At 64.0% G+C, this 22,505-nt stretch carries 19 protein-coding genes; 18 read left to right on the top strand and 1 reads right to left on the bottom strand.

What is annotated here, in order from left to right:
• The first annotated feature begins 278 nt into the window (after positions 1–278).
• The 16 genes from mraZ (at position 279) to lpxC (ending at position 18,124) form a co-directional block, all read left to right on the top strand.
• On the top strand, positions 279–737 hold the full coding sequence (gene mraZ / locus ACJWXQ_RS00730; RefSeq protein WP_346050475.1) for a division/cell wall cluster transcriptional repressor MraZ: 459 nt from the start codon (positions 279–281) through the stop codon (positions 735–737).
• A 59-nt stretch (positions 738–796) separates the two neighbouring features.
• A complete protein-coding gene (rsmH, locus tag ACJWXQ_RS00725; protein ID WP_406671931.1) occupies positions 797–1,741 on the top strand; it encodes a 16S rRNA (cytosine(1402)-N(4))-methyltransferase RsmH in 945 nt (314 codons plus the stop codon).
• Positions 1,738–2,004 carry a cell division protein FtsL gene (gene ftsL / locus ACJWXQ_RS00720; protein WP_406671930.1) on the top strand — a complete coding sequence of 89 codons (267 nt, stop codon included), beginning with the start codon at positions 1,738–1,740 and terminating at the stop codon, positions 2,002–2,004. Before rsmH ends, ftsL begins: the two co-directional genes overlap by 4 nt.
• A complete protein-coding gene (locus tag ACJWXQ_RS00715; RefSeq protein WP_406671929.1) occupies positions 2,001–3,713 on the top strand; it encodes a peptidoglycan D,D-transpeptidase FtsI family protein in 1,713 nt (570 codons plus the stop codon). Before ftsL ends, ACJWXQ_RS00715 begins: the two co-directional genes overlap by 4 nt.
• A complete protein-coding gene (locus ACJWXQ_RS00710) occupies positions 3,710–5,209 on the top strand; it encodes a UDP-N-acetylmuramoyl-L-alanyl-D-glutamate--2,6-diaminopimelate ligase (RefSeq protein WP_406671928.1) in 1,500 nt (499 codons plus the stop codon). The genes ACJWXQ_RS00715 and ACJWXQ_RS00710 overlap by 4 nt, the downstream gene beginning before the upstream one ends.
• A complete protein-coding gene (murF, locus tag ACJWXQ_RS00705; RefSeq protein ID WP_406671927.1) occupies positions 5,206–6,585 on the top strand; it encodes a UDP-N-acetylmuramoyl-tripeptide--D-alanyl-D-alanine ligase in 1,380 nt (459 codons plus the stop codon). Before ACJWXQ_RS00710 ends, murF begins: the two co-directional genes overlap by 4 nt.
• 1 nt (position 6,586) lies before the next feature.
• Complete coding sequence (mraY, locus tag ACJWXQ_RS00700) at positions 6,587–7,675, top strand: phospho-N-acetylmuramoyl-pentapeptide-transferase (protein ID WP_346050463.1); 1,089 nt, start codon at positions 6,587–6,589, stop codon at positions 7,673–7,675.
• A gap of 14 nt (positions 7,676–7,689) precedes the next feature.
• Complete coding sequence (gene murD / locus ACJWXQ_RS00695) at positions 7,690–9,039, top strand: UDP-N-acetylmuramoyl-L-alanine--D-glutamate ligase (RefSeq protein WP_406671926.1); 1,350 nt, start codon at positions 7,690–7,692, stop codon at positions 9,037–9,039.
• Positions 9,036–10,217 (top strand): putative lipid II flippase FtsW, encoded by a 1,182-nt coding sequence (gene ftsW / locus ACJWXQ_RS00690; RefSeq protein WP_346050459.1) that lies wholly within the window; start codon positions 9,036–9,038, stop codon positions 10,215–10,217. The genes murD and ftsW overlap by 4 nt, the downstream gene beginning before the upstream one ends.
• Positions 10,214–11,314 carry an undecaprenyldiphospho-muramoylpentapeptide beta-N-acetylglucosaminyltransferase gene (murG, locus tag ACJWXQ_RS00685; RefSeq protein WP_346050457.1) on the top strand — a complete coding sequence of 367 codons (1,101 nt, stop codon included), beginning with the start codon at positions 10,214–10,216 and terminating at the stop codon, positions 11,312–11,314. The genes ftsW and murG overlap by 4 nt, the downstream gene beginning before the upstream one ends.
• Positions 11,311–12,750, top strand: a complete 1,440-nt coding sequence (gene murC / locus ACJWXQ_RS00680) for a UDP-N-acetylmuramate--L-alanine ligase (protein WP_346050455.1) — start codon at positions 11,311–11,313, stop codon at positions 12,748–12,750. Before murG ends, murC begins: the two co-directional genes overlap by 4 nt.
• Positions 12,737–13,672 carry a D-alanine--D-alanine ligase gene (locus ACJWXQ_RS00675; protein WP_346050453.1) on the top strand — a complete coding sequence of 312 codons (936 nt, stop codon included), beginning with the start codon at positions 12,737–12,739 and terminating at the stop codon, positions 13,670–13,672. Before murC ends, ACJWXQ_RS00675 begins: the two co-directional genes overlap by 14 nt.
• Positions 13,669–14,451, top strand: a complete 783-nt coding sequence (locus ACJWXQ_RS00670) for a cell division protein FtsQ/DivIB (protein WP_346050451.1) — start codon at positions 13,669–13,671, stop codon at positions 14,449–14,451. Before ACJWXQ_RS00675 ends, ACJWXQ_RS00670 begins: the two co-directional genes overlap by 4 nt.
• Positions 14,444–15,679, top strand: coding sequence for a cell division protein FtsA (gene ftsA, locus ACJWXQ_RS00665; protein ID WP_406671925.1), 1,236 nt, complete (start codon positions 14,444–14,446; stop codon positions 15,677–15,679). Before ACJWXQ_RS00670 ends, ftsA begins: the two co-directional genes overlap by 8 nt.
• 108 nt (positions 15,680–15,787) lie before the next feature.
• Positions 15,788–16,936, top strand: a complete 1,149-nt coding sequence (gene ftsZ / locus ACJWXQ_RS00660; RefSeq protein WP_346050447.1) for a cell division protein FtsZ — start codon at positions 15,788–15,790, stop codon at positions 16,934–16,936.
• A gap of 270 nt (positions 16,937–17,206) precedes the next feature.
• Positions 17,207–18,124 (top strand): UDP-3-O-acyl-N-acetylglucosamine deacetylase, encoded by a 918-nt coding sequence (gene lpxC, locus ACJWXQ_RS00655; protein WP_346050445.1) that lies wholly within the window; start codon positions 17,207–17,209, stop codon positions 18,122–18,124.
• A gap of 99 nt (positions 18,125–18,223) precedes the next feature.
• On the opposite strand, the gene ACJWXQ_RS00650 is transcribed toward lpxC, so the two are convergent.
• Positions 18,224–18,691: a DciA family protein gene (locus ACJWXQ_RS00650; RefSeq protein ID WP_346050443.1), complete on the bottom strand. Its 468-nt coding sequence runs from the start codon at positions 18,689–18,691 to the stop codon at positions 18,224–18,226.
• 129 nt (positions 18,692–18,820) lie between these two features.
• Here ACJWXQ_RS00650 and ACJWXQ_RS00645 point away from each other — a divergent pair, with 129 nt between their 5' ends.
• On the top strand, positions 18,821–19,753 hold the full coding sequence (locus ACJWXQ_RS00645; protein WP_346050441.1) for a peptidoglycan DD-metalloendopeptidase family protein: 933 nt from the start codon (positions 18,821–18,823) through the stop codon (positions 19,751–19,753).
• A gap of 118 nt (positions 19,754–19,871) precedes the next feature.
• Positions 19,872–22,505 (top strand): preprotein translocase subunit SecA (gene secA / locus ACJWXQ_RS00640; RefSeq protein WP_406671924.1); only part of this gene is annotated, 2,634 nt, incomplete at its 3' end.

Raw genomic sequence — 22,505 nt, 5'->3', positions numbered from 1 at the left:
TAGTCCCCGTAAGTGACTGATTTTTCGCTCCATGATGGACGTGGGTTAAGGGTGGGAAATTGCCGTAACTATTTGACTGGCGGTGGGATTTTTCCTTGACAGTAGGTAGAAACGCTACCTATAGTGTCATGAAGTGGTGAAAAGTGGGGAAAAATGGGGCAAGGGCCCCGACCCGAATTCACCTCTCGCCGGCGCGATCCTGACTCGAATCCAACAGGACCCGATTCAGATAGTCCCGGTCAGACACTCACTCGTAACGCAGGGAGCAAGGCGGCACGGTGTTCAGAGGCGTCAACAATATTGCGCTGGATACCAAGGGACGGATGGCCATTCCGTCCCGGTATCGAGAGCATCTGCGGGCAGAGCACGAGGGGCAACTCGTGGTCACCGTGGATCGTGATGCCTGTTTGCTGATTTATCCCTTGTCGGAGTGGGAGGAGATCGAGCGCAAGCTCAATCGTCTGCCCAGTTTCAATCGCCAGGCTCGCCGCCTTCAACGTCTGCTGGTCGGGCATGCCACCGAGGTGGAAATGGATGGCCATGGTCGCGTGCTTCTGCCCGGGCCGCTGCGGGAATTCGCGGGACTGGAAAAGAAAGTGGTCATGATCGGCCAGGGCAACAAGTTCGAGCTTTGGGATGAGGCGCGCTGGAAGGAGCAGCGCGAGGCCTGGATGCAGGAGGAGCTGGACGACGAGAACCTGGAGCTGCCAGCCGAACTCGAATCCCTGTCCCTGTGACGGTGGGTGCTGGATCGGATGGGCGAAACCGCTCCGCGGGAGCGGTGGAGGCGAGGCATATGCCGCCAAGGCAAGCAGTCAGCCAAGATCACCTGCCGGTGTTGGCGCAAGCCGCTGTCGACGCCCTGGCCCTCCGTCCCGGGGGTATTTACGTGGATGGCACCTACGGCCGGGGTGGGCATGCGGCCTTGTTGCAGGCCAGCCTGGGTGAGGGTGGTCGCTTGGTCCTGATTGACCAGGACCCGGAAGCGATCGCCCATGCACGCGAAAATTTTGCGGATGACGACCGGGTCTCCATTCACCATCGATCCTTTGCCGAGATGGGCGAGCTTGTCGCTGAGCTTGGTCTCGATGGGCGGGTGGATGGCGTTTTGCTGGATATCGGCGTGTCATCGCCGCAGTTGGACGATCCGGCGCGGGGCTTCGCCTTTTCCGCCGGCGGTCCCCTGGACATGCGCATGAATCCGGACAGCGGGGAGAGTGCAGCCGATTGGCTGGCGCGGGCCGAGGAAAAGGAAATTGCCAGGGTCCTGCGGGTCTATGGCGAGGAACGTTTCGCGAAACGAATTGCCCGCGCCATTGTTGCCCAGCGGGCCGAGGCACCGATTGAGGATACGGCCAGGCTGGCGGAAATCATTCGCGCCGCCGTGCCCTCGGCCCCGCCCGGACGCCATCCGGCAACCCGCAGTTTCCAGGCCATCCGGATCCAAATCAATCGGGAGCTGGAAGCCCTGGACCAGGTGTTGGCCCAGTTGCCGGATATTGTCGCGCCGGGTGGTCGAATTGCAGTGATCAGTTTTCATTCTCTTGAGGACCGCCGGGTCAAACAGTTCATTCGCGGCGGCAGTGACGGGCCCAAGGTGGTGGCGGGTGTGCCCCTGCCCGAGGCCGCACCGCCGCCCTTCCGTGCCATCGGACGGGCGCAGCGGGCCGAGGCCGACGAGCTGGATCGCAACCCCCGTGCTCGTAGCGCGGTGTTGCGGGTCGCGGAGCGTCGCCCGTGAGCCTGCGAGGTGCCATTGCGGTGGTGGTGATGCTGCTGTTGCTCAGTGCCATCAGTCTGGTCTGGACGAGGCACGAGGGGCGGGTGCTGTTTGTGGAGCTGCAGGCCCTGGAAGCGGAAAGGGATGAACTCAATGTGGACTGGGGGCGCTTGCAGCTGGAACAGAGCGCCGGGGCCACCAAGGGACGAATCGAGCGGCTTGCCCGGGATGAGCTGGAGATGCGGCGGCCAGTGGATGTGGAAGTGGTGTTGGTGGAACCATGAAAAAACGCGAGCAACAAGAAGGGCGATGGCGCCGGGGAGCGGTTCTTACCGCATTCCTCCTGGCAGGCTTCGCCTTGCTCGCTCGAGCGGTGGAGCTGCAGGTGGTGGACCGGGATTTCCTCCAGGATCAGGGCCAGGCCCGTCACATGCGGGTGGTGGAGGTCCCCGCTCACCGCGGCATGATCACCGACCGACACGGTGAGCCCATGGCGGTGAGTACCCCGGTGGATTCCCTCTGGGCTCACCCCGGTGAATTGCTGGCGGCGGGAGAGCGCCTGGACGAACTGGCTCAGGCCCTGGATCTGTCGCCCAACCGTCTGCGCATGCGGCTTGAAGCCCGACTGAATCGTGAATTCTTTTACCTGCGTCGCCACCTCGCCCCGGAAGAGGCCGAGGCAGTGATCAGTCTTGGCATTCCCGGCGTCTATAGCCAGCGCGAGTACCGTCGTTTCTATCCTGCCGGCGAGGTGGCCGCCCATGTGCTGGGCTTCACCAATATTGACGACCAGGGTCAGGAAGGTCTCGAGCTGGCTTTTGATGGCTGGTTGCAAGGCAAGCCGGGCGCCAAGCGCGTGATGCGCGATCGCCTTGGTCGGGTGATTGCGGACGTGGAGAATATTCGCTCGCCACGGCCGGGTGCGGATCTGGTTACCAGTATCGATCTTCGATTGCAGTACGTGGCCTACCGGGAATTGAAGGCCGCGGTGCGGGAGCACGGCGCCGACTCCGGTGCCATTGTCTTGATGGATCCGCGCAGCGGGGAAGTGCTGGCCATGGCCAGCCAGCCCGGTTACAACCCCAATAGCCGCAGCAATGTTTCTCCTGCCCAGATGCGGAACCGAGCGGCTCTGGATCTGATCGAACCCGGGTCGGCGATCAAACCCTTCGTCATGGCCGCCGCCCTGGAATCCGGGGATATTCGCTCCGACGCTCGATTCGACACCAGCCCCGGCCAGATGCGGGTGGCTGGCCACACGGTCCGTGATATTCGCAATTACGGTGAGCTGGATCTCACCGGGATCATGCAGAAGTCCAGCAACATCGGGGCGACCAAGATTGCCCTGAAAACCGAGCCGGAAGCCCTGTGGCGCACTCTGACCCGTTTCGGCATCGGTGAACTGACCACCAGCGCCTTCCCTGGCGAGGCCCCCGGTCGCATCCGGCATTGGCAGGAATGGCGGGATATCGGCCGGGTGACCCTGTCCTATGGCTATGGCCTCTCCACGACCGCACTGCAATTGGCCCAGGCCTATGCCGCCCTTGCCAATGAGGGGCAAATGCCTGAGGCGAGCCTGCTGCATCGGGAGAATGCGCCGTCACCCCGGCGGGTGATTTCGGCCGGACTGGCGGCAGAGCTGATGGCCATGATGGAGGCCGTGACCGAGCCCGGTGGCACCGGCCTGCGCGCCCGTGTCGATGGTTATCGGGTCGCCGGCAAGACCGGAACGGTGAAGCGCAGCGGACCCGGCGGCTACGCCGATGATGAGTATCAATCCGTCTTTGTCGGCGCCATTCCCGCGTCCCGGCCCCGCCTGGTGGGCGTGGTCATGATCGACAACCCACGCGGTGAGGAATTCTATGGCGGTGCCGTCGCCGGGCCGGTGTTCAGCCAGGTGATGAGCGACGCCATGCGCTTGCTGGATGTGCCCCGGGATCGAGTGGAAGCCGGCATGGAAAGCGTCATCCTGCGGGTGGGGGGTGAGTCATGATGGCCGCCGAACAGCTACAAGCGGTGACCCTGGCCGAGCTGTTGAGTGGCCTGGCCGACCCCGGCCAGCATGCCGACTGGGTGCCCATGGGCTTGAGTCTGGACAGTCGCCAGCTTGAGCCTGGGGGCCTGTTTCTGGCCTGTGCCGGTGTCTCCGGGCGGCATGGCATTGATCATGTCGAGGAGGCGGTGGCGCGGGGTGCCGGCCTGGTCCTGTTCGAGCCCGCCGGGAATCGTCAGCCACCCAGTTTGTCGGTGCCGCTGATCCCGGTTCCGGGCCTGTCCCGTCACGCCAGTCTGATCGCGGCTCGCTACTTTGGTGATCCCTCCCGCTCACTGGCAGTCATCGGGGTGACCGGAACCAATGGCAAAAGCTCCATGGTTCAGCTGATGGCGGCGACCCTGGAAGCCCTTCAGATGCCTGCGGCCAGTCTTGGCACCCTGGGTGTCGGCCGGCCCGGCGCGCTCGCGGTCGCCAGCCACACCACGGCCGATGCGGTGAGTCTGCAGGCGCACCTGGCCAATCTCCGGGATCAAGGGGTACGCCATGTGGCCATGGAGGTCTCTTCCCATGGCCTGGCCCAGCACCGGGTTGCGGCAGTCAATTTTCGCGGCGCCATTTTCAGCAACCTCAGCCACGATCACCTGGACTACCACGGCAGTGAAAGCGCCTACGCGGAGGCCAAGCAGGGGCTGTTCCGCCATCCCGGTCTGTCCTGGGCGGTGATCAATGGCGATGACTACTGGGCTGACTACATGGCCTCGGCCCTGGCGCCGGGGGTGAGGCGCCTGTTCTTCAGCCAGCAGGTGCTCGCGGCCGAGGCCGGGGATGCCTTGCAGTATGAGGCGCACCCCCACTCGCAGGGCCTGAAGATTGCGATTCGCGGCAGCCTGGGCGAGGCCGAGATTGACTCTTCCTGGCTGGGTCGTTTCAACGCCGCCAACATTGCCGCGGTATTTGCCGCCCTGCGCCTGGAAGGGGTGGCCACCGCACCGCTGGTCGAGGCGCTGTCCCGCGTCGCGCCGGTGCCGGGTCGAATGGAACGATTTGGCGGTGGTCGCCAGCCGCTGCTGGTGGTGGATTATGCCCACACCCCCGATGCCCTGGCCAAGGCCCTGGAGGCCCTGCGGGAGCATCTGCGCGGCCGCCTGTGGTGCGTGTTCGGCTGCGGCGGTGACCGCGACCGGGCCAAGCGCCCACAGATGGGCCGGATTGCGGCTCAGCTTGCCGACGAGGTGATCGTCACCGACGACAATCCCCGCGGCGAAGCGGGTGAGCAGATCGTGGCCGATATCCTGCGTGGCACTGGCCGCGCCGGGCGAGTCTGTCGGGATCGAGCGGAGGCCATCAAGGAGGCCTGGTCGCGAGCCCGTCCCGGCGACATCGTGCTGGTGGCCGGCAAGGGCCATGAAAGTGTTCAGATCGTGGGTGATGAGGCCCATCCCTTCAGCGACCGTGAGCTGGCCCGAGATCTGGCCGGGGAGGAAAGATCATGAGCCGATGGACCCTGGCAATGCTGGCCGAGCAGACGGGTGGGCGCCTGCATGGCGATGACCTGGCCTTCGATCGGGTCTGCACCGACAGCCGCAGCCTCCAGGCCGGCGACCTCTTTGTCGCCATTGCCGGGCCAAACTTCGACGGACACGATTTCGCTTCCCGGGCCCTGCAAGAGGGCGCCTGCGCGGTGCTGGTTTCCCGCCATCTATCGGCGCTGGGTGGGCCGCAAGTGGTGGTGGAGGACACTGTGGCTGCCCTGGGGCGCTTTGCCGCCTGGTGGCGACAAACCTTGCAGGGGCCCCTGGTGGGCGTGACCGGCTCCAACGGCAAGACCACGGTGCGCAGCCTGATCGCGGCCGTGCTCGAGGCCCATTGGCCGGAGCAGGTGCTGGCCACCCGGGGTAATTTCAACAACGAGATCGGTGTGCCCCTGACCCTGCTGCGCCTGCGGCCGGAGGATCGTGCCGCGGTGGTCGAGATGGGGGCGAACCATCACGGCGAGATTGCCCGCCTGGCAGCTATTGCGCAGCCGGACCTGGGCCTGATCACCAACGCCGGGCCCGCCCATCTGGAAGGCTTCGGCGATCTGGACGGTGTGGCTCGAGCCAAGGGAGAGCTGATTGCCGGCCTGCCGGCTCACGGTACTGCCCTGCTCAATGCCGACGACCCCCGGGTCCCGGTCTGGCGTGAGCTGGCCGGCGACCGTCCCCGACTGGAGTTCGGCGTCCATCGGGGTGATGTCCATATCGTAGGCGAGGCGGCATTGGACGAGCAGGGCATTCGTGCCCAGGTCGCCACGCCGGCCGGCACCCTCGATCTGAACCTGGCCCTGCCGGGGCGGCATAATCTGCAGAATGCCCTGGCCGCCATCTGCGCGGCCGTCGCCATGGACGTGCCACCGGCCGTTATTGCCCGCGGTCTGGCCGCTGTCCGCCCCGAGCCCGGCCGGCTTCAGCCGCTGTCGGGTGTCAACGGCAGCCTGCTGGTCAATGACTGTTACAACGCCAACCCGGGCTCCCTGGCGGTAGCCCTGGAGTGGCTGCAGCAACGGCCCGTACCCCGCTGGGTGGTGCTCGGCGACATGGGCGAGCTGGGGCTGGGGGCGGCCGAGGCCCATCGCCAGGCCGGTCACCTGATTCGCGAGGCCGGCGTGGAAAGGCTGTTCTGTATCGGCCACCTCGCCGCCGAGGCCGCGGCCGCCTTCGGCGCCGGCGCCGAGCTGTATGCCCGGGTTGATCGTTTGGTGGAAATTCTCCGCCAGGAACTGCGCGAGGACGTGACCCTGTTGGTCAAGGGGTCACGTGCCATGGGATTGGAGCGGCTGATTGACAGCCTCCGGGACCGTCCGGCGCTCATGACCGGGAGGGGAGGCTGAGATGCTGCTTTGGCTGACTGAATATCTGACCCAGTTCCACACTGGATTCTCTGTATTCCAGTACTTGACCATGCGAGCCATTCTCGGGGTGCTGACGGCGCTGGCCTTCTGTTTTGTGGTGGGGCCGGCCATGATTCGACACCTGAGCCGCTACCAGATTGGTCAGCAGGTTCGCGACGACGGGCCCCAGAGCCACCTGGTCAAGGCCGGTACGCCCACCATGGGTGGAGCGCTGATTCTTCTGGCCGTGACGGTCAGCACCCTGTTGTGGGCGGACCTTGAGAACCGCTATACCTGGGTCCTGATCGGGGTCACGCTGGCATTTGGTGCCATCGGCTGGGTGGATGACTGGCGCAAGCTGGCACTTGGAAATTCCAAGGGCCTGTCCGCTCGAAGCAAGATTTTCTGGCAGTCCCTGGCTGCCCTGGCCACGGCTGGTTTTCTTTATTTCACCGCTCCGGCGGGGAATGGCCCCGAGACATCGCTGCTCATTCCCTTCCTCAAGGATGTCCTCATCCCCCTGGGCGGCCTGTATGTCCTGCTGGCCTATTTCGTGATCGTCGGTACCAGCAATGCGGTCAATCTCACCGACGGCCTGGATGGCCTGGCCATCCTGCCGGCCGTGATGGTGGCCGGGGGGTTGGGGATCTTCGGTTATGCCTCCGGTCACCTGGTGTTCGCCGACTACCTGGGGATTCCCTTCATCCCCGGGGCCGGTGAGGTGGTGGTCTTCTGTGCCGCCATGGTGGGCGCCGGTCTGGGCTTTCTGTGGTTCAACACCCATCCGGCCCAGGTATTCATGGGGGATGTCGGGGCGCTGTCCCTGGGCGCTGCCCTGGGCACGCTGGCAGTGATTACCCGTCAGGAAATCATTCTCGTGATCATGGGCGGGGTATTCGTGGTGGAAACCCTGTCGGTGATTGTGCAGGTCACATCTTACAAGTTGACCGGGCGGCGCGTATTCCGGATGGCGCCGCTGCATCACCATTTCGAACTGAAGGGCTGGCCCGAGCCCCGGGTGATCGTGCGGTTCTGGATCATCACCGTGATTCTGGTGTTGATCGGTCTTTCCAGTCTCAAGCTGCGGTAGGAGTGTAGCGCTAGATGGCGGCAATCGCGGACAAACAGCCACGGCAAAACCTGGTGATCGGCCTCGGCCGCACCGGGCTGTCGCTGGTTCGTCATCTGCTCGCCCGGGGCGAGTCGGTGGCGGTGGTGGACAGCCGAGTCCGGCCGCCCATGCTGGAGCGTCTGAACCGCGAGTATCCCGCCGCTGACTGGCAGGGCCCGATTCCCGATCAGCCGCCGACGGGCTGTGAGCGCATCCTGCTTTCCCCTGGCGTAGCCGCCGATCTTCCCCTGTTGCAACAGGCTCGGGCTCAGGGTCTTGAAGTCATTGGCGATGTGGAACTGTTCGCTCGTCATCACAAGGCCCCGTTGGTCGCGGTCACGGGCTCCAATGGCAAGAGCACCGTGGTCAGCCTGATCGCTCATCTGGCCGGTGGTGAGGCGGCCGGCGTATTGGCCGGTGGCAACCTGGGCCAGCCTGCACTGGATCTGCTGGCCAGCGAGCCGAAGCTCTGTGTGCTGGAACTGTCCAGTTTTCAGCTTGAGAGCACCAGCAGTCTGGATGCCCGGGTCGGCGTGGTGCTGAACGTCAGCGAAGACCATCTGGACCGCCATGGCGACATGGACCAATACACCGCCGCCAAGGCCCGCCTGGTGGGCCAATCCCGTACCCTGGTGCTGAACCGGGATGACCCGCGGGTCGCGGCCATGGCCGGCGATGCGTCCTCGGTGGTCTGGTTCGGCGCCGGCCAACCCAGGGGCGAGACCGAGTATGGCCTGCTTGAGGCGGATGATGGCCTCTGGCTGGTTCGCGGTGAACGCCGCCTGGTGGCCGCAGACCGTCTGCCCCTGGCGGGCCGTCACAATCAGCTCAATCTGCTGGCAGCACTGGCCACCCTGGAACTGCTTGGCTATGCGATGGACGAGGTTCTGGCCAGGCTGGAGACCTTCTCCGGCCTGCCGCACCGAATGCAGACCGTCCCCAGCCGTGACGGCCGGCGCTGGATCAACGATTCCAAGGCCACCAACCTCGGTGCCACCCTGGCCGCCCTGGCCGGCCTGGATGCCCCTGTCGTGCTGATCGCGGGTGGGCAGCCCAAGGGGCAGGATTTTGCGCCCCTGGGCCCGGCCCTGGCCCGTTCGGCACGGGGCTTGGTAGTGATCGGCGAGGCCGCCGACCAGCTCAGCGCCGTGGCTCCCACGGATCTGCCGCTGCGTCGGGCCGCCGACATGCCGGCGGCGGTGAGCGCTGCCGCCGAGATGGCGCATGAGGGTGATGTGATCCTGTTGTCCCCCGCCTGTGCCAGCTTCGATCAGTTCCGTGATTTCGCCGCGCGGGGACAAGCCTTCGAGCAAGCCGTTCAGGCTCGGGAGGTGCGGGCATGAGCGTGGCAGTGACCGATCAGCGCTGGTTGTATCGAATTGGTCACGGCCTGGATGGCCGGCTGCTGGCCGTTGCCGCTGCCCTGGTCATGATCGGCCTGATTGCCGTGGCGTCCGCCAGCATTTCCATTGCCGATCGCAACCTGGGTGATCCCTTCTACTATCTTCGCCGTCAAGGTGCCTTTCTGGGGCTGGCCTTGATCGGCGGTTTCATCATCTATCAGATTCCCCTGCGGCTCTGGGCGCGTTCGGGCCTGGCGCTGATGCTGCTGGCCTTTTTCCTGCTCTTGCTGGTGCTGGTGCCCGGCCTGGGCAAAGAGGTCAACGGCGCCATGCGCTGGATTGCGGTGGGCCCCTTCCACCTGCAGGTCTCCGAGCCGGCCCGCATTCTTCTGCTGCTTTATGTGGCCGGCTACATGGTGCGGCGCCAGCAGGAACTCAGTGAGCGATTCGCCGGTTTCTTCAAGCCGGTACTGGTTGTCGGCCTGGCCTGCTTCCTGCTCCTGCTGCAGCCGGACTTCGGTGCCGCCATTGTCCTGCTGGTCACTGTCCTGACCCTGCTGTTTCTTGGCGGCGTGCGCATTCGGGATTTCAGTTTTCTGGGTGGTGCAGGGGCCATGGTCATGGCCGGGCTGGCCTTTTCCTCACCCTATCGGGTGGAGCGCATGACCACCTTCCTCAATCCCTGGGCCGACCCCTTCAACAGCGGTTTTCAGCTGACCCAGTCCCTGATTGCCATCGGCCGGGGGGAATGGTGGGGCGTGGGCCTTGGCGGCAGCGTGCAGAAGCTGTTCTACCTGCCCGAAGCCCACACCGATTTCATCTTCGCGGTCCTGTTCGAGGAAGTGGGCCTGATCGGCATCCTGGTGCTCATGGGGCTGTTCGCCTATCTGGTCTGGCGCTGCTTTCGCATTGGCTCACTGGCCTGGCAACAGGGGCAGCTCTTCGGTGCCTATGTTGCCTGGGGTATCGCCATCTGGCTGGCGGTACAGACCGGTATCAACATGGGCGTGAACATGGGCCTGCTGCCCACCAAGGGGCTGACCTTGCCTCTGATCAGCTACGGCGGCTCCAGCCTGCTGGTCACCGTGGGTGCCCTGGCTCTGGTGCTGCGCGTTTCGCGGGAGCTGACACCGGTGAGCAACCGGCGTCGGCAAAGCCGCGGGGAGGTGCGGGCATGAGTCGAGGGCATATCGTGATCATGGCCGGCGGCACCGGCGGCCATGTCTTTCCCGGGCTGGCAGTGGCCGATTGTCTCCGTGAGCGTGGCTGGGAGGTCAGTTGGCTGGGCACCCGTGCCGGTCTGGAGGCCAGTGTGGTGCCGGATCGGGAGATTGAACTGGATTGCATCCAGGTCAGTGGCATCCGGGGGCGTGGGCTCCTGGGCTGGCTGTTGCTGCCCTTGCGTCTGAGCCGGGCCGTTTGGCAGGCCCTGCGGGTGCTGCGTCGCCGACGCCCCGACATGGTTTTGGGCATGGGCGGTTTTGCCAGCGGACCGGGTGGACTGGCTGCCCGCCTGCTGCGGGTGCCGCTGGTGATTCACGAGCAGAATGCCATCGCCGGCTTGACCAATCGTGTCCTGGCCCATTTCGCCCAGCGTGTGCTGTGTGGTTTTCCGGGCAGCTTCCCGGACAAGGTGGGCGCTGAAACGGTGGGCAATCCGGTTCGTCGGGCGGTGACTCAAACGACCCCGCCGGAGCGCCGCTTGCCCGGGCGAAGCGGCCCCATCCGCGTCCTGATCGTGGGCGGTTCCCGGGGGGCACGGGCACTCAATCAGCATGTGCCGGCTGCCCTGGCCGCGCACGGTGGCGATGTCGCCCTTGCGGTTCGTCACCAATGTGGTCGGGGCTGGGAAGGGGAGACCCGTGAGCACTGGCAAGCGCTGGGGGGCGAGGCGGAAGTCCTGCCCTTCATTGATGACATGGCGGAAGCCTGGGCCTGGGCAGATCTGGCCATCTGCCGGAGCGGGGCGCTGACTGTTTCCGAGTTGGCCGCTGCGGGCGTGGCTTCGATCCTGATTCCCTTCCCGGCGGCGGTGGATGACCATCAGACCGCCAATGCCGAGTTTCTGGAAGCGTCTCGGGCCGCCCGCCTGCTGCCCCAGGATCGTCTGGAGGCCGGTGAATTGAAGGAATTGCTGGAACCCTTGCTGGGGAATCGTTCACAACTGCTGGAGATGGCCAAGCGGGCGCGTCTGATGGCGCGGCCCGATGCCGACCAGGTGGTGGCCGATGCCTGCGAAGCCGTGGCCGCAGAGCGCCGGGGAGGTGGGGCATGAGTGACCGCATGCATCGTATCCATCACATTCACATGGTGGGCATTGGCGGCACCGGCATGAGCGGGATTGCCGAGGTGCTGAATACCATTGGATATGCGGTCAGCGGCTCCGATCTGCGTGATTCGGCCGTCACCCGGCGACTGGCCGAACTGGGCATTCGGGTCTTCCGTGGTCATGACGCCGCCCATGTCAAAGATGTCGATGTGGTGGTCATTTCTTCGGCGGTGGCCGACGACAACCCGGAAGTTCAGGCCGCCCGTGATGCACGCATCCCGGTGGTGCCGCGGGCGGAGATGCTGGCCGAGTTGATGCGCTTCCGGCGTGCGGTGGCGGTTGCCGGCACCCACGGCAAGACCACCACGACGAGCCTGATTGCCAGTCTGCTGGGCGAGGGTGGCCTGGATCCCACTTTCGTGATTGGCGGCCGGCTCAACAGTGCCGGCGCCAATGCCCGTCTGGGCGGCGGCCGCTGGCTGGTGGCCGAGGCGGACGAGAGTGATGCCAGTTTCCTGCACCTGCAGCCGATCATGGCCGTGGTCACCAATATCGATGCCGATCACCTGGAGACCTATGAGGGTGACTACCGGCGCTTGCGCGAGGCCTTCGTGCAGTTCCTGCACAATCTGCCCTTTTATGGTCTGGCCGTGGTCTGCGTGGATGATCCGGGTGTCCGGGAGATCTTGCCCGAGGTCAACCGTTCCCTGATCAGCTATGGCACCGCCGAGGATGCCGACGTGCGTGGCTTCGATTACCGGCCGGAGGGTGCGGGCAGCCACTTCAAGGTCGCCTTTGCCGATGGCGGCACCCTGTCGGTACGTCTCAACCTGCCGGGCCGACATAACTATCTCAATGCCCTGGCCGCAATCGCGGTTGCCCGCGAGCTGGAGATCTCGGAGGAGGCCATCCGCGATGCCCTTGATCACTTTCAGGGCATCGGGCGTCGCTTCCAGGTTCAGGGCGAGATCGGGGCTGCTGGCGGCACGGCGCTGTTGGTGGACGATTACGGCCATCACCCCAGTGAATTGCGGGCAACCCTGTCAGCGGCTCGTGAGGGCTGGCCGGAGCGCCGCCTGGTGCTGGTCTTTCAGCCCCATCGTTACAGCCGAACCCGGGACCTGTTCGAGGATTTCAGCGAAGTGCTCTCGGAGGCCGACGTCCTGGTCCTGACCGAGGTCTATGCCGCCGGCGAGGTGCCGGTGCCGGGCGCGGATGGTCGCAGCCTGGCTCGCAGCGTGCGGGCGCGAGGCAAGGTCGATCCGGTGTTTGTCTCCGCCAGCGAGGACTTGGCGGCGGAGCTGGCCGATACCCTGGCCGGTGTCCTCCAGGACGGTGATCTGGTCCTCACCATGGGGGCCGGGGACATTGGCGCCATTTCGGCGGCGCTGCCGGGACGACTGCCGGCAGAACAGCAGGGAGGCGCTGATGGAAAATCATGAGCTGATCAAGCGCCTGGGCCGCGTCGCCGTTCTGCTGGGTGGCGATTCAGCGGAGCGGCCGGTGTCGCTCAAGAGCGGCAAGGCCGTGCTGCAGGCCCTGCGCCAGGCGGGTGTGAATGCCGAACCGCTGGATCCGGCGGAGGAGGGCCTGGTGCGCCTGGCCGCCGGCCGTTTCGATCGCGCCTTTATCGTTCTCCATGGGCGTGGCGGCGAGGACGGCACCATGCAAGGGGCGCTGCAGACCCTGGGTATCCCCTATACCGGCAGCGGCGTCCTGGGGTCGGCCCTGGCCATGGACAAGTTGCGCAGCAAGCGCCTGTGGCAGGCCGAGGGCCTGCCCACCGCGCCCTATGCCCTGGCTCGTCATCGTGAGGATCTCGCTGCTGCCGCCGAGCAGGTGGGTTTTCCCATGATCGTCAAACCCTCGCGGGAAGGGTCCAGTATCGGCATGAGCCGGGTCGAGAACCTGAGTGAGCTGGAGCGAGCCTGGAGTGAGGCCAGCCGCCTGGACGAGCAGGTCCTGCTGGAGCGCTGGATCGACGGCCCGGAGTACACCGCTGCCGTCCTTGATGGCCGGGTGCTGCCCCTGATTCGTCTGGAAACACCCAATGTCTTCTACGACTACGAGGCCAAATACGAATCCAACACCACCCGCTATCACTGCCCCTGTGGCCTGGATGAGGCCCGAGAGGCCGAGCTGGCGAGTCTCTGTCGGCAAGCCTTCGAGGCCGTGGACGGTTCCGGATGGGGGCGGGTGGATCTGATGCTTGATGGTGACGGCCAGCCCTGGCTGCTGGAAGTCAACACCGTCCCCGGCATGACTGATCACAGCCTGGTGCCCATGGCGGCGGAGGCTGAAGGTCTGGATTTCCAGGCCCTGGTGCTGCGGATTCTGGCCGCGACCCTGGAGGTGCAGCGATGAGTCAGGCGCGCAGACGCAAAACAACACAGGCGCCTGCTCGGGAACTGCCCAGTTGGCTGCTGCCGGGCAGTGTGGTGGCGCTGATGGCCGGCGTGTTGATTGCCGCAGGTTGGCACTGGTTGCCCCGAGTGGAGGGCCCGGCCTTCGAGACCCTGGTGATCAAGGGTGAACGCCACCAGCTCTCGGCTGAGGTCTTGCGCGACCGGGTTCGGCCGATCCTGGACGACGGCTATTTCGGGGCCGATCTGGCTGAGCTGCGGCGGGAGCTGGAGGCCGAGCCCTGGGTGGCGGCGGTCAGCGTCCGTCGCCAATGGCCCTCGACCCTGGCCTTGACGGTGCATGAGCAGGTGCCGGCGGCGGTGTGGAACCGGGAGGGTTTTCTCAACGAGGACGGTGAGTTCTTCGTGCCCCGGGAAATTCATCAGGAGCCGGGTTTTCTGCCGGAACTGAGCGGGCCCGAGGGCAGCGAGGCGGAGGTCCTGGAGGCCTGGCAGGCAATGCAGGCGGAACTGGCGCCCCATGGCGAATCGGCGGTTGCACTGCGCCTCAGCGAACGCCGGGCCTGGACGCTGGAGCTGGCCTCGGGGCCCGAGTTACGCCTGGGGCGGGCCGACCGGGAGCGCCGCTTCGAGCGCTTTGCCCAGGTCGCCTTGCCGGCCCTGGCTCGGACCGAGCGGGTTGCCATGGCCAGCCTGGATTATATCGATATGCGTTACACCAACGGTTTTTCGGTGGCCCCTTCGGGAGGCGACACGACAGAGGACCAAGGTAATGGCTAGGAAGTCGGAAAAGAACCTGATCGTCGGGCTCGACATTGGCACCTCCAAGGTCGTCGCCATCGTCGGCGAGATCAAGGGTGAGGACCAGGTGGAGGTGATTGGTATCGGTCATCATCCATCCCGCGGCCTCAAGAAAGGGGTGGTGGTCAATATCGAGTCCACGGTCCAGTCCATTCAGCGGGCGGTGGAAGAGGCGGAGTTGATGGCCGGCTGCGAGATCCATTCCGTTTTCGCGGGGGTTGCGGGCAGCCACGTCAAGAGTCTCAACTCCCACGGGATTGTCGCCATCCGCGACAAGGAAGTCACACCGGGTGATGTGGAGCGGGTCATCGATGCCGCTCGCGCAGTAGCCATTCCGGCGGATCAGAAGATACTCCATATCCTGCCGCAGGAATTCATCATTGATGATCAGGACGGGATAAGGGAACCGGTCGGGATGTCCGGTGTTCGTCTGGAAGCCAAGGTTCATATGGTTACCGGCGCGGCCAGTGCCGCCCAGAACATCGTCAAGTGTGTTCGTCGCTGTGGCCTGGAAGTGGACGACATCATCCTGGAGCAGCTGGCTTCCAGTTACTCGGTGCTGACCGAGGATGAGAAGGACCTCGGTGTCTGCATCGTGGATATCGGCGGCGGCACGACTGATATGGCGGTGTTTACCGATGGCTCCATTCGCCATACCGCGGTGATCCCCATAGCCGGCGACCAGATCACCAACGATATCGCCGTGGCCTTGCGGACCCCCACTCACCATGCCGAGGAAATCAAGGTCAAGTACGCCTGCGCCCTGCCGCAGCTGGCCAGCCCTGACGAGACCATTGAGGTCCCCAGCGTGGGTGACCGGCCGGCCCGGCGTCTGGCGCGCCAGACCCTGGCTGAAGTGGTTGAGCCCCGTTATGAGGAGCTGTTCAGCCTGGTCCAGGCGGAACTCCGGCGCTCGGGATTCGAGGACATGATCGCCGCCGGCCTGGTGATTACCGGCGGCAGCGCGAAGATGGAAGGGGCCGTGGAACTGGCCGAGGAGGTATTCCACATGCCGGTGCGTTTGGGCACCCCCCAGCATGTTCAGGGGCTGTCCGACGTGGTCCGCAATCCGGTTTACGCCACCGGCGTGGGCCTGCTGCTGTTCGGCAGTCGTGGCCTCAGCGCCGGTCGGCCGCAGGACAGCATGAGCGGTGGCTTCAAGGAGGTGTGGGACAGGATGAAGAGTTGGTTCCAGGGCAATTTCTAATACAGCACACAAGTCGGCCCGTCCCCTGCAAGGGGGCGGATCTTCAAGCAGCAATGAGTGAATTTTTATTGTTCGGCAGTAACGACGGACGAAACCGGGGAGAAGGTTATGTTTGAGCTGATGGATGGATACAGTCAGAACGCCGTGATCAAGGTGATCGGCGTGGGCGGGGGCGGTGGCAATGCCGTGTCCCATATGGTCAACAACGGAATCGAGGGTGTGGAGTTCATCTGTGCCAACACCGATGCCCAGGCCCTGCAGAACACCAACGTCAAGACCCAGTTGCAGATTGGCTGCAATATCACCAAGGGCCTGGGCGCGGGTGCCAACCCGGAGATCGGTCGCCAGGCGGCCATGGAAGACCGGGACCGGCTGATCGAGGTGATCGAGGGTACCGATATGCTCTTCATTACCGCCGGCATGGGGGGCGGTACCGGCACCGGGGCCGCGCCGGTGGTCGCTCAGGTGGCCCGCGAATTGGGCGTCCTGACCGTGGCCGTGGTGACCAAGCCCTTTGTTTTCGAGGGCGGCAAGCGGATGGAATCCGCCAGCAACGGCATCGAGGAGCTGGCCCGTAATGTGGATTCCCTGATCACCATTCCCAACGACAAGCTGCTGTCGGTGCTGGGCAAGCAGACCAGCCTGCTGGATGCCTTCAAGTCGGCCAACAACATCCTGCTGGGGGCCTGCCAGGGCATTGCCGAGCTGATCACCCGGCCGGGCCTGATCAACGTGGACTTTGCCGATGTGCGTACGGTGATGTCGGAAATGGGCATGGCCATGATGGGCTCGGGTGTGGCCACCGGCGAGAATCGTGGTCGGGAAGCGGCCGAGGCGGCCGTCGCCAGCCCGCTGCTGGAGGACATCGATCTCTCCGGTGCCCGCGGCATCCTGGTGAATGTGACCGCCGGCATGGACATGGCCATTGGCGAGTTCGACGAGGTCGGCCAGACAGTCAAGGAGTTCGCCTCCGATGATGCCACCGTGGTGGTGGGGGCGGTGATCGACCCGGAAATGAGCAGCGAGATCCGGGTGACCGTTGTCGCCACTGGCCTGGGTGCGCCGCAGGCCAACCGAGAGAAGCCGGATATGAAGGTGGTCAAGCGGGGCAACGATGGTCAGGTGGATTACGCCGAGCTGGAGCGGCCGGCAGTGATGCGTCGCAAGGCAGCAGGTGGTGAAAACTTCGCCGCCGACAGCGAGAAGGAATCGGAGTATCTCGATATTCCGGCCTTTCTGCGCCGCCAGGCCGACTGAGCCGCTGCTCGGCGGAGCACAACCCGTCCGGGCCGATCCCCGGAGGTCGGGACGGGTTCTGTTTCCCCGACATTGGCGGAACAAATGGCGAATCAGGAACTTGCATTGGTATATGCGCCTGTGATAATGTCCGCCGATCCGCTCGGTGCGGCGGCACTTGCCCCTGCCCGATGCAAAAGACAAGGCCGGGATTATGTCTCATCCGGCCGTGTATGACCGGCAGCGACCGTCCCCCCGGAGTGGCTGCCGAGCCTGAGAGTGAATAGAAGAATGCTGAAGCAGCGTACCCTGAAGAACATGATCCGCGCCACTGGCGTGGGCCTGCACACCGGCGAGAAGGTCTACATGACCCTGCGTCCGGCCCAGCCCAACACCGGCGTGGTTTTTCGCAGGGTGGATCTGGAGGAACCGGTGGAAATCCGGGCCCGCGCCGAGAATGTCGGTGATACGCTGCTTTCCACCACCCTGGTCCAGGGCGATGTCCGCGTGGCCACCATTGAGCATCTGATGTCGGCCTTTGCCGGGCTGGGTATCGACAATGCCTATGTGGACCTGAGCGCACCGGAAGTGCCGATCATGGACGGTAGCGCTGGTCCCTTTGTGTTCCTGCTGCAGTCGGCCGGCATTGAGGAACAGAATGCGCCCAAGCAGTTCATCCGGATCAAGAAGCCCGTACGGGTCGAGGAAGAGGGCAAGTGGGCCGCTTTCGAACCCTTCGACGGCTTCAAGGTGAATTTTGAAATTGATTTCCAGCATCCGGTGTTCAAGAAACACAGCCAGAACGCCTTGATCGACTTCTCCACCACGTCCTTCGTCAAGGAGGTCAGTCGTGCCCGCACCTTCGGTTTCATGCGTGACATCGAAACCCTGCGGGAGCGCAACCTGGCTCTGGGTGGAAGCCTCGACAATGCCATCGTGGTGGATGACTACCGGATCCTGAACGAGGATGGGCTCCGTTACGAGGATGAGTTCGTCAAGCACAAGGTGCTTGACGCCATCGGTGACCTCTATCTGCTGGGCCACAGCCTGATTGGCTCCTTCACTGGTTGCCGCTCGGGCCACAGCACCAACAACAAGTTGCTGCGTGCCCTGGTTGCCGATGAGTCAGCCTGGGAGGCGGTCACCTTCGATGACGTTGAGGACGCCCCGATTTCCTACATGACGCCGGTACAGGCCGTTCAGCTCTGATCCCATGGGCTGAGGTCTGATTCGGCAGGCAGGATGCCCCGCCACGGCGGGGCATTTTTGTGGGCGGTCATCGACGTCTGAGGGGGTATTCGGCATCGTTCATTCGCCTTCCCGCGCTAGACGTTCCAGGGCCTCGCGCAGCTCGGGGTCGTCAAGGTAGCGGGCCACCTCGCGAATATGCTCGCGACTGTTGCCGCTCAGGGATCTTTTGCCCCGCCGCTGCCCTCTGGTGGCGGCCCGGTCGGGGATCGCCGCTTCGCGGCCGACATGGCCGGCGCGCACGCTAATGCGCTGGGGCGGCGGATTGAGCTCACGGGCCAGACGCCGTTTCAGTTCGCCACTCATGTAGCGGGCTCGAGCAGTCCAGGCGGCGCTGTCCATGACCAGTTGCAGCTCGCCCGAGCGGCGTTCGGCGCCGATCAGGTGGCGGTCCAGGGGGCTGGGAAAACAGGCACGGACCTGTTCCAGCAGGCTGAGCTGATGGCCGGCCTGAGACACCAGTCGTCCCAGGGAACCACCCGCTCGCGACAGCCGGACTTGCAGTGATGTGGGAAATCTGTCCACCATGTACCTGATTCGGGCCAATTTTAGGGAATCGACACCCGGGTTTTGACCTGGGCGGCAAGGATGTCGATACTAGCGGGTCGCGAACTTTGACGACCCACATCCATTCTACATCTGGAGACTGGCAGCCGCATGAACATTATCGTCTGGACAAGACGGGGCGGGTCCCGCCAGTTCAATCTGGGATCGCCACTCCATCTCAGCACCTTCCTCTCCGGTCTGGTCCTGTTCCTGGGCCTGATGTTCGGTCTTGCCTTCATGCTGGTCCATGCCTACTACGTGGAAACCCCCGAGGAGCAGGCCCAGCGCTGGAAGTCCGAACTCGCCGCCGAGCGGGCCAAGCTGGAGCATGTCACCCGCGAGTCGGAAATGAAGCTGGCCGCCCTCAATGCACAGCTGGGCGAAATGCAGGCCCAGGTGACCCGTCTCAATGCCCTGGGCGAGCGCCTGACCCGGATGGCGGGGCTGGAAGAAGGTGAGTTCAATTTCGGGGCCATTCCCGCTCAGGGTGGTCCGGAAGAACTGCTCGACGATATTTCCCTTGGCGATGTCGGCGGCATGGGTGTTGAGGACAGCGTCGAGGATCTTTCCAACCAGATTCGTGATCGGGAACGTCAGCTTTCCGTCCTTGAAAGATTGCTCATGAATCGCAATGTTCAGGACAGGGTGCGGCCCCAGGGACGCCCCATCGAAGGTGGCTGGGTCTCTTCCGGGTACGGCTCCCGCACGGACCCCTTCAGTGGCCGGCGAGCCTGGCACGGTGGCATTGATTTTGCCGGCAACAAGGGCACCAATGTCATGGCCGTGGCGGCCGGGGTCGTTACCTGGTCCGGACGCCGTTACGGATATGGCAAAATGGTGGAGATCAATCACGGCAACGGTTATGTCACCCGTTACGCCCACAACCAGAAGAATCTGGTTGCCGTGGGCGACATGGTTCAGAAGGGAGACGTGATTGCCCACCTGGGGCAGACCGGTCGGGCGACCGGGCCCCATGTCCACTTCGAAGTCCATTACAATGGGCGCACGGTCAACCCGGTGGAGTACATCCGGGCCGGCAACTGAGCACGCCTGGGGGCGGAATTGTCCCGCATCGGCCGTGCGGCCGCCCGACACTGATTCCAAGGGGCCGACCTCGACCGGGGTCGGCCTCGATCATTTTCAATGAGGCAGAACGGACAGCATGCTAGGAAAACTCGTCAAGCGGATCGTCGGCAGCCGCAATGAGCGGCTGATCAAGAAGTTGCGCACCAATGTGGAGCGCATCAACGCCCTGGAGCCTGATTACGAGGCGCTGGATGATGATGCCCTGCGGGCCAAGACCGCGGAGTTCCGTGAGCGGCACGAGAAGGGGGAAAGCCTTGACCAGCTGCTTCCGGAAGCGTTCGCTGCCGTGCGAGAGGCCTCAAAGCGCACCCTGGGCTTGCGCCATTACGATGTTCAGATGATCGGGGGCATGGTCCTTCACCAGGGCAAGATTTCCGAAATGAAGACCGGTGAAGGCAAGACCCTGGTGGCCACCCTGCCGGTTTACCTCAATGCCATTTCGGGAAAGGGCGTTCATGTCGTCACGGTCAATGATTACCTGGCCGAGCGTGATGCCAAGTGGATGGAGCCGGTCTATAACGCACTGGACATGAACGTGGGGGTCATCTACAGCGGTGGCCAGCCCAGCGAGGAGAAACGCGCCGCCTATCAGTGCGAGATCGTTTATGGCACCAACAATGAGTTCGGCTTCGACTATCTGCGCGACAACATGGCCTTCCGGGCCGATGACCGGGCGCAGCGGGATCTGGGCTTCGGCATCATCGACGAAGTGGATTCCATCCTCATTGACGAAGCCCGGACGCCTCTGATCATCTCCGGGCCGGTGGATGACTCCACCGATCTCTATACCAAGATGGACAAGCTGGTCCCCAAGCTGAAGCGGGAAGTGGATGAGACCGATCCCGGTGACTACACCGTGGATGAGAAGGCCCGCCAGGTTCACCTCACCGAGCAAGGCCATGAAACGGTGGAGCAGGAGTTGGTGAAGATGGGGCTGCTGGGCGACGACCAGAACCTCTACGATGCCGCCAACATGAATCTGGTGCACCACCTCAACGCCGCATTGCGCGCCCACGCCCTGTTCGAGAAGGACGTGCATTACGTGGTCAACGACGGCAGCATCGTGATTGTAGACGAGTTCACCGGCCGCACCATGCCGGGGCGGCGCTGGTCCGACGGTCTGCATCAGGCGGTGGAAGCCAAGGAAGGGGTGCGCATCCAGGCCGAGAACCAGACCCTGGCGTCCATCACCTTCCAGAACTATTTCCGCATGTACGAGAAACTGGCCGGCATGACGGGCACGGCCGATACCGAAGCGGTGGAGTTTCATCAGATCTATGGTCTGGAAGTGGTCCAGGTGCCTACCCACAAGCCCATGATTCGGGAAGACATGCCCGACCTGGTCTATCTCTCCAAGGAGGACAAGTACCAGGCCATCATTGAGGACATCAAGGACTGTCACGAACGGGGGCAGCCGGTGCTGGTGGGGACTACCTCCATCGAGGTGTCGGAGTATCTTTCCGGCATCCTCAGGAAGCACAAGATCAAGCACAACGTGCTCAACGCCAAGATGCATGCCAAGGAAGCCGACGTCATCGCTGACGCCGGCATGCCCGGGGCCGTGACCATTGCCACCAACATGGCCGGTCGTGGTACCGATATTGTTCTGGGTGGCAATCCCGACAAGCAGCTTGAAGAAGCCAAGAGCGAGGAAGAGCGCAAGAAGATCCGTGCCCAATGGGAGCAGCGCCACCAGGAGGTGCTGGAAGCCGGTGGCCTGCACATCATCGGTACCGAACGGCACGAATCACGGCGGATCGACAACCAGTTGCGTGGTCGTTCCGGTCGTCAGGGTGACCCTGGTTCCAGCCGCTTCTATCTGTCTCTTGAAGACAGCCTCATGCGGATCTTCGCCAAGGACAAGGTCAAGTCCATTCTCCAGCGCCTGGGCATGAAGGAAGGGGAAGCCATTGAGCATCCCTGGGTGACCCGGACCATCGAGAATGCCCAGCGCAAGGTGGAACAGCATAACTTCGATATTCGAAAGAACCTGCTGGAATATGACAATGTCGCCAACGACCAGCGCAAGGTCATTTACGAGCAGCGCAATGAGTTGATGTCCACGGATGACGTCTCTGAGGCCGTGGAAGGTATTCGGGACGATGTGGTCAACCAGACCATCGATACCTATGTGCCCCCGGAGAGCCTGGAGGAAATGTGGGATATCGCCGGGCTGACCGAGGCACTGGAGCGGGACTTCCATCTCAAGCTGCCCCTTCAGCAGTGGCTGGACGAAGACGACGAGCTGGACGAAGAAGGGCTGCGCAAGCGGATCATCGCTGCCGCCGACGAGGCCTACCAGGAGAAAGAGAAGCTGGTCGGCAGCTCCGTGCTGAGGCACTTCGAGAAGGCGGTCATGCTGCGGGTACTGGATAACCACTGGAAGGAGCATCTGGCCGCCATGGACTTCCTGCGCCAGGGCATCAACCTGCGTGGTTTCGCCCAGAAGAACCCCAAGCATGAATACAAGAAGGAAGCCTTCGCCATGTTCGCCGACATGCTCGAGCGCTACAAGGCAGAGGTGATCAGCATCCTGGCCAAGGTTCAGGTACGGGACCAGCAGGACGTTCAGGCCGTGGAGGAGCAGCGCCGTCAGGATGAAAGCCGGCTGCAGTTTCAGCATGCCGCGGCCGGCAGCGCCACCGCTGCCGCGGCGGCGGGCGGCGGTGCGGCCGCCGCCGGCCAGGCGGGTGGTCGGGCCCAGCCCGGT

The organism is Natronospira sp. (assembly GCF_007134575.1).
Classification (GTDB): Bacteria; Pseudomonadota; Gammaproteobacteria; order Natronospirales; family Natronospiraceae; genus Natronospira; species Natronospira elongata.
Note: the sequence above shows the minus strand (reverse complement) of the source record. Positions and strands in the feature narration are given on the sequence as shown.

Excerpts from the sequence above, each read along its gene's own strand:
- ACJWXQ_RS00645 (WP_346050441.1), top strand. The coding sequence starts at position 18,821 with ATGAACATTATCGTCTGGACAAGACGGGGCGGGTCCCGCCAGTTCAAT.
- murD (WP_406671926.1), top strand. The coding sequence starts at position 7,690 with ATGGCGGCAATCGCGGACAAACAGCCACGGCAAAACCTGGTGATCGGC.
- murG (WP_346050457.1), top strand. The coding sequence starts at position 10,214 with ATGAGTCGAGGGCATATCGTGATCATGGCCGGCGGCACCGGCGGCCAT.
- murF (WP_406671927.1), top strand. The coding sequence starts at position 5,206 with ATGAGCCGATGGACCCTGGCAATGCTGGCCGAGCAGACGGGTGGGCGC.
- ACJWXQ_RS00715 (WP_406671929.1), top strand. The coding sequence starts at position 2,001 with ATGAAAAAACGCGAGCAACAAGAAGGGCGATGGCGCCGGGGAGCGGTT.
- rsmH (WP_406671931.1), top strand. The coding sequence starts at position 797 with ATGCCGCCAAGGCAAGCAGTCAGCCAAGATCACCTGCCGGTGTTGGCG.
- lpxC (WP_346050445.1), top strand. The coding sequence starts at position 17,207 with ATGCTGAAGCAGCGTACCCTGAAGAACATGATCCGCGCCACTGGCGTG.
- ACJWXQ_RS00650 (WP_346050443.1), bottom strand. The coding sequence starts at position 18,691 with ATGGTGGACAGATTTCCCACATCACTGCAAGTCCGGCTGTCGCGAGCG.
- ACJWXQ_RS00675 (WP_346050453.1), top strand. The coding sequence starts at position 12,737 with ATGGAAAATCATGAGCTGATCAAGCGCCTGGGCCGCGTCGCCGTTCTG.
- ftsA (WP_406671925.1), top strand. The coding sequence starts at position 14,444 with ATGGCTAGGAAGTCGGAAAAGAACCTGATCGTCGGGCTCGACATTGGC.
- ACJWXQ_RS00670 (WP_346050451.1), top strand. The coding sequence starts at position 13,669 with ATGAGTCAGGCGCGCAGACGCAAAACAACACAGGCGCCTGCTCGGGAA.
- ftsZ (WP_346050447.1), top strand. The coding sequence starts at position 15,788 with ATGTTTGAGCTGATGGATGGATACAGTCAGAACGCCGTGATCAAGGTG.
- ACJWXQ_RS00710 (WP_406671928.1), top strand. The coding sequence starts at position 3,710 with ATGATGGCCGCCGAACAGCTACAAGCGGTGACCCTGGCCGAGCTGTTG.
- ftsW (WP_346050459.1), top strand. The coding sequence starts at position 9,036 with ATGAGCGTGGCAGTGACCGATCAGCGCTGGTTGTATCGAATTGGTCAC.
- murC (WP_346050455.1), top strand. The coding sequence starts at position 11,311 with ATGAGTGACCGCATGCATCGTATCCATCACATTCACATGGTGGGCATT.
- mraY (WP_346050463.1), top strand. The coding sequence starts at position 6,587 with ATGCTGCTTTGGCTGACTGAATATCTGACCCAGTTCCACACTGGATTC.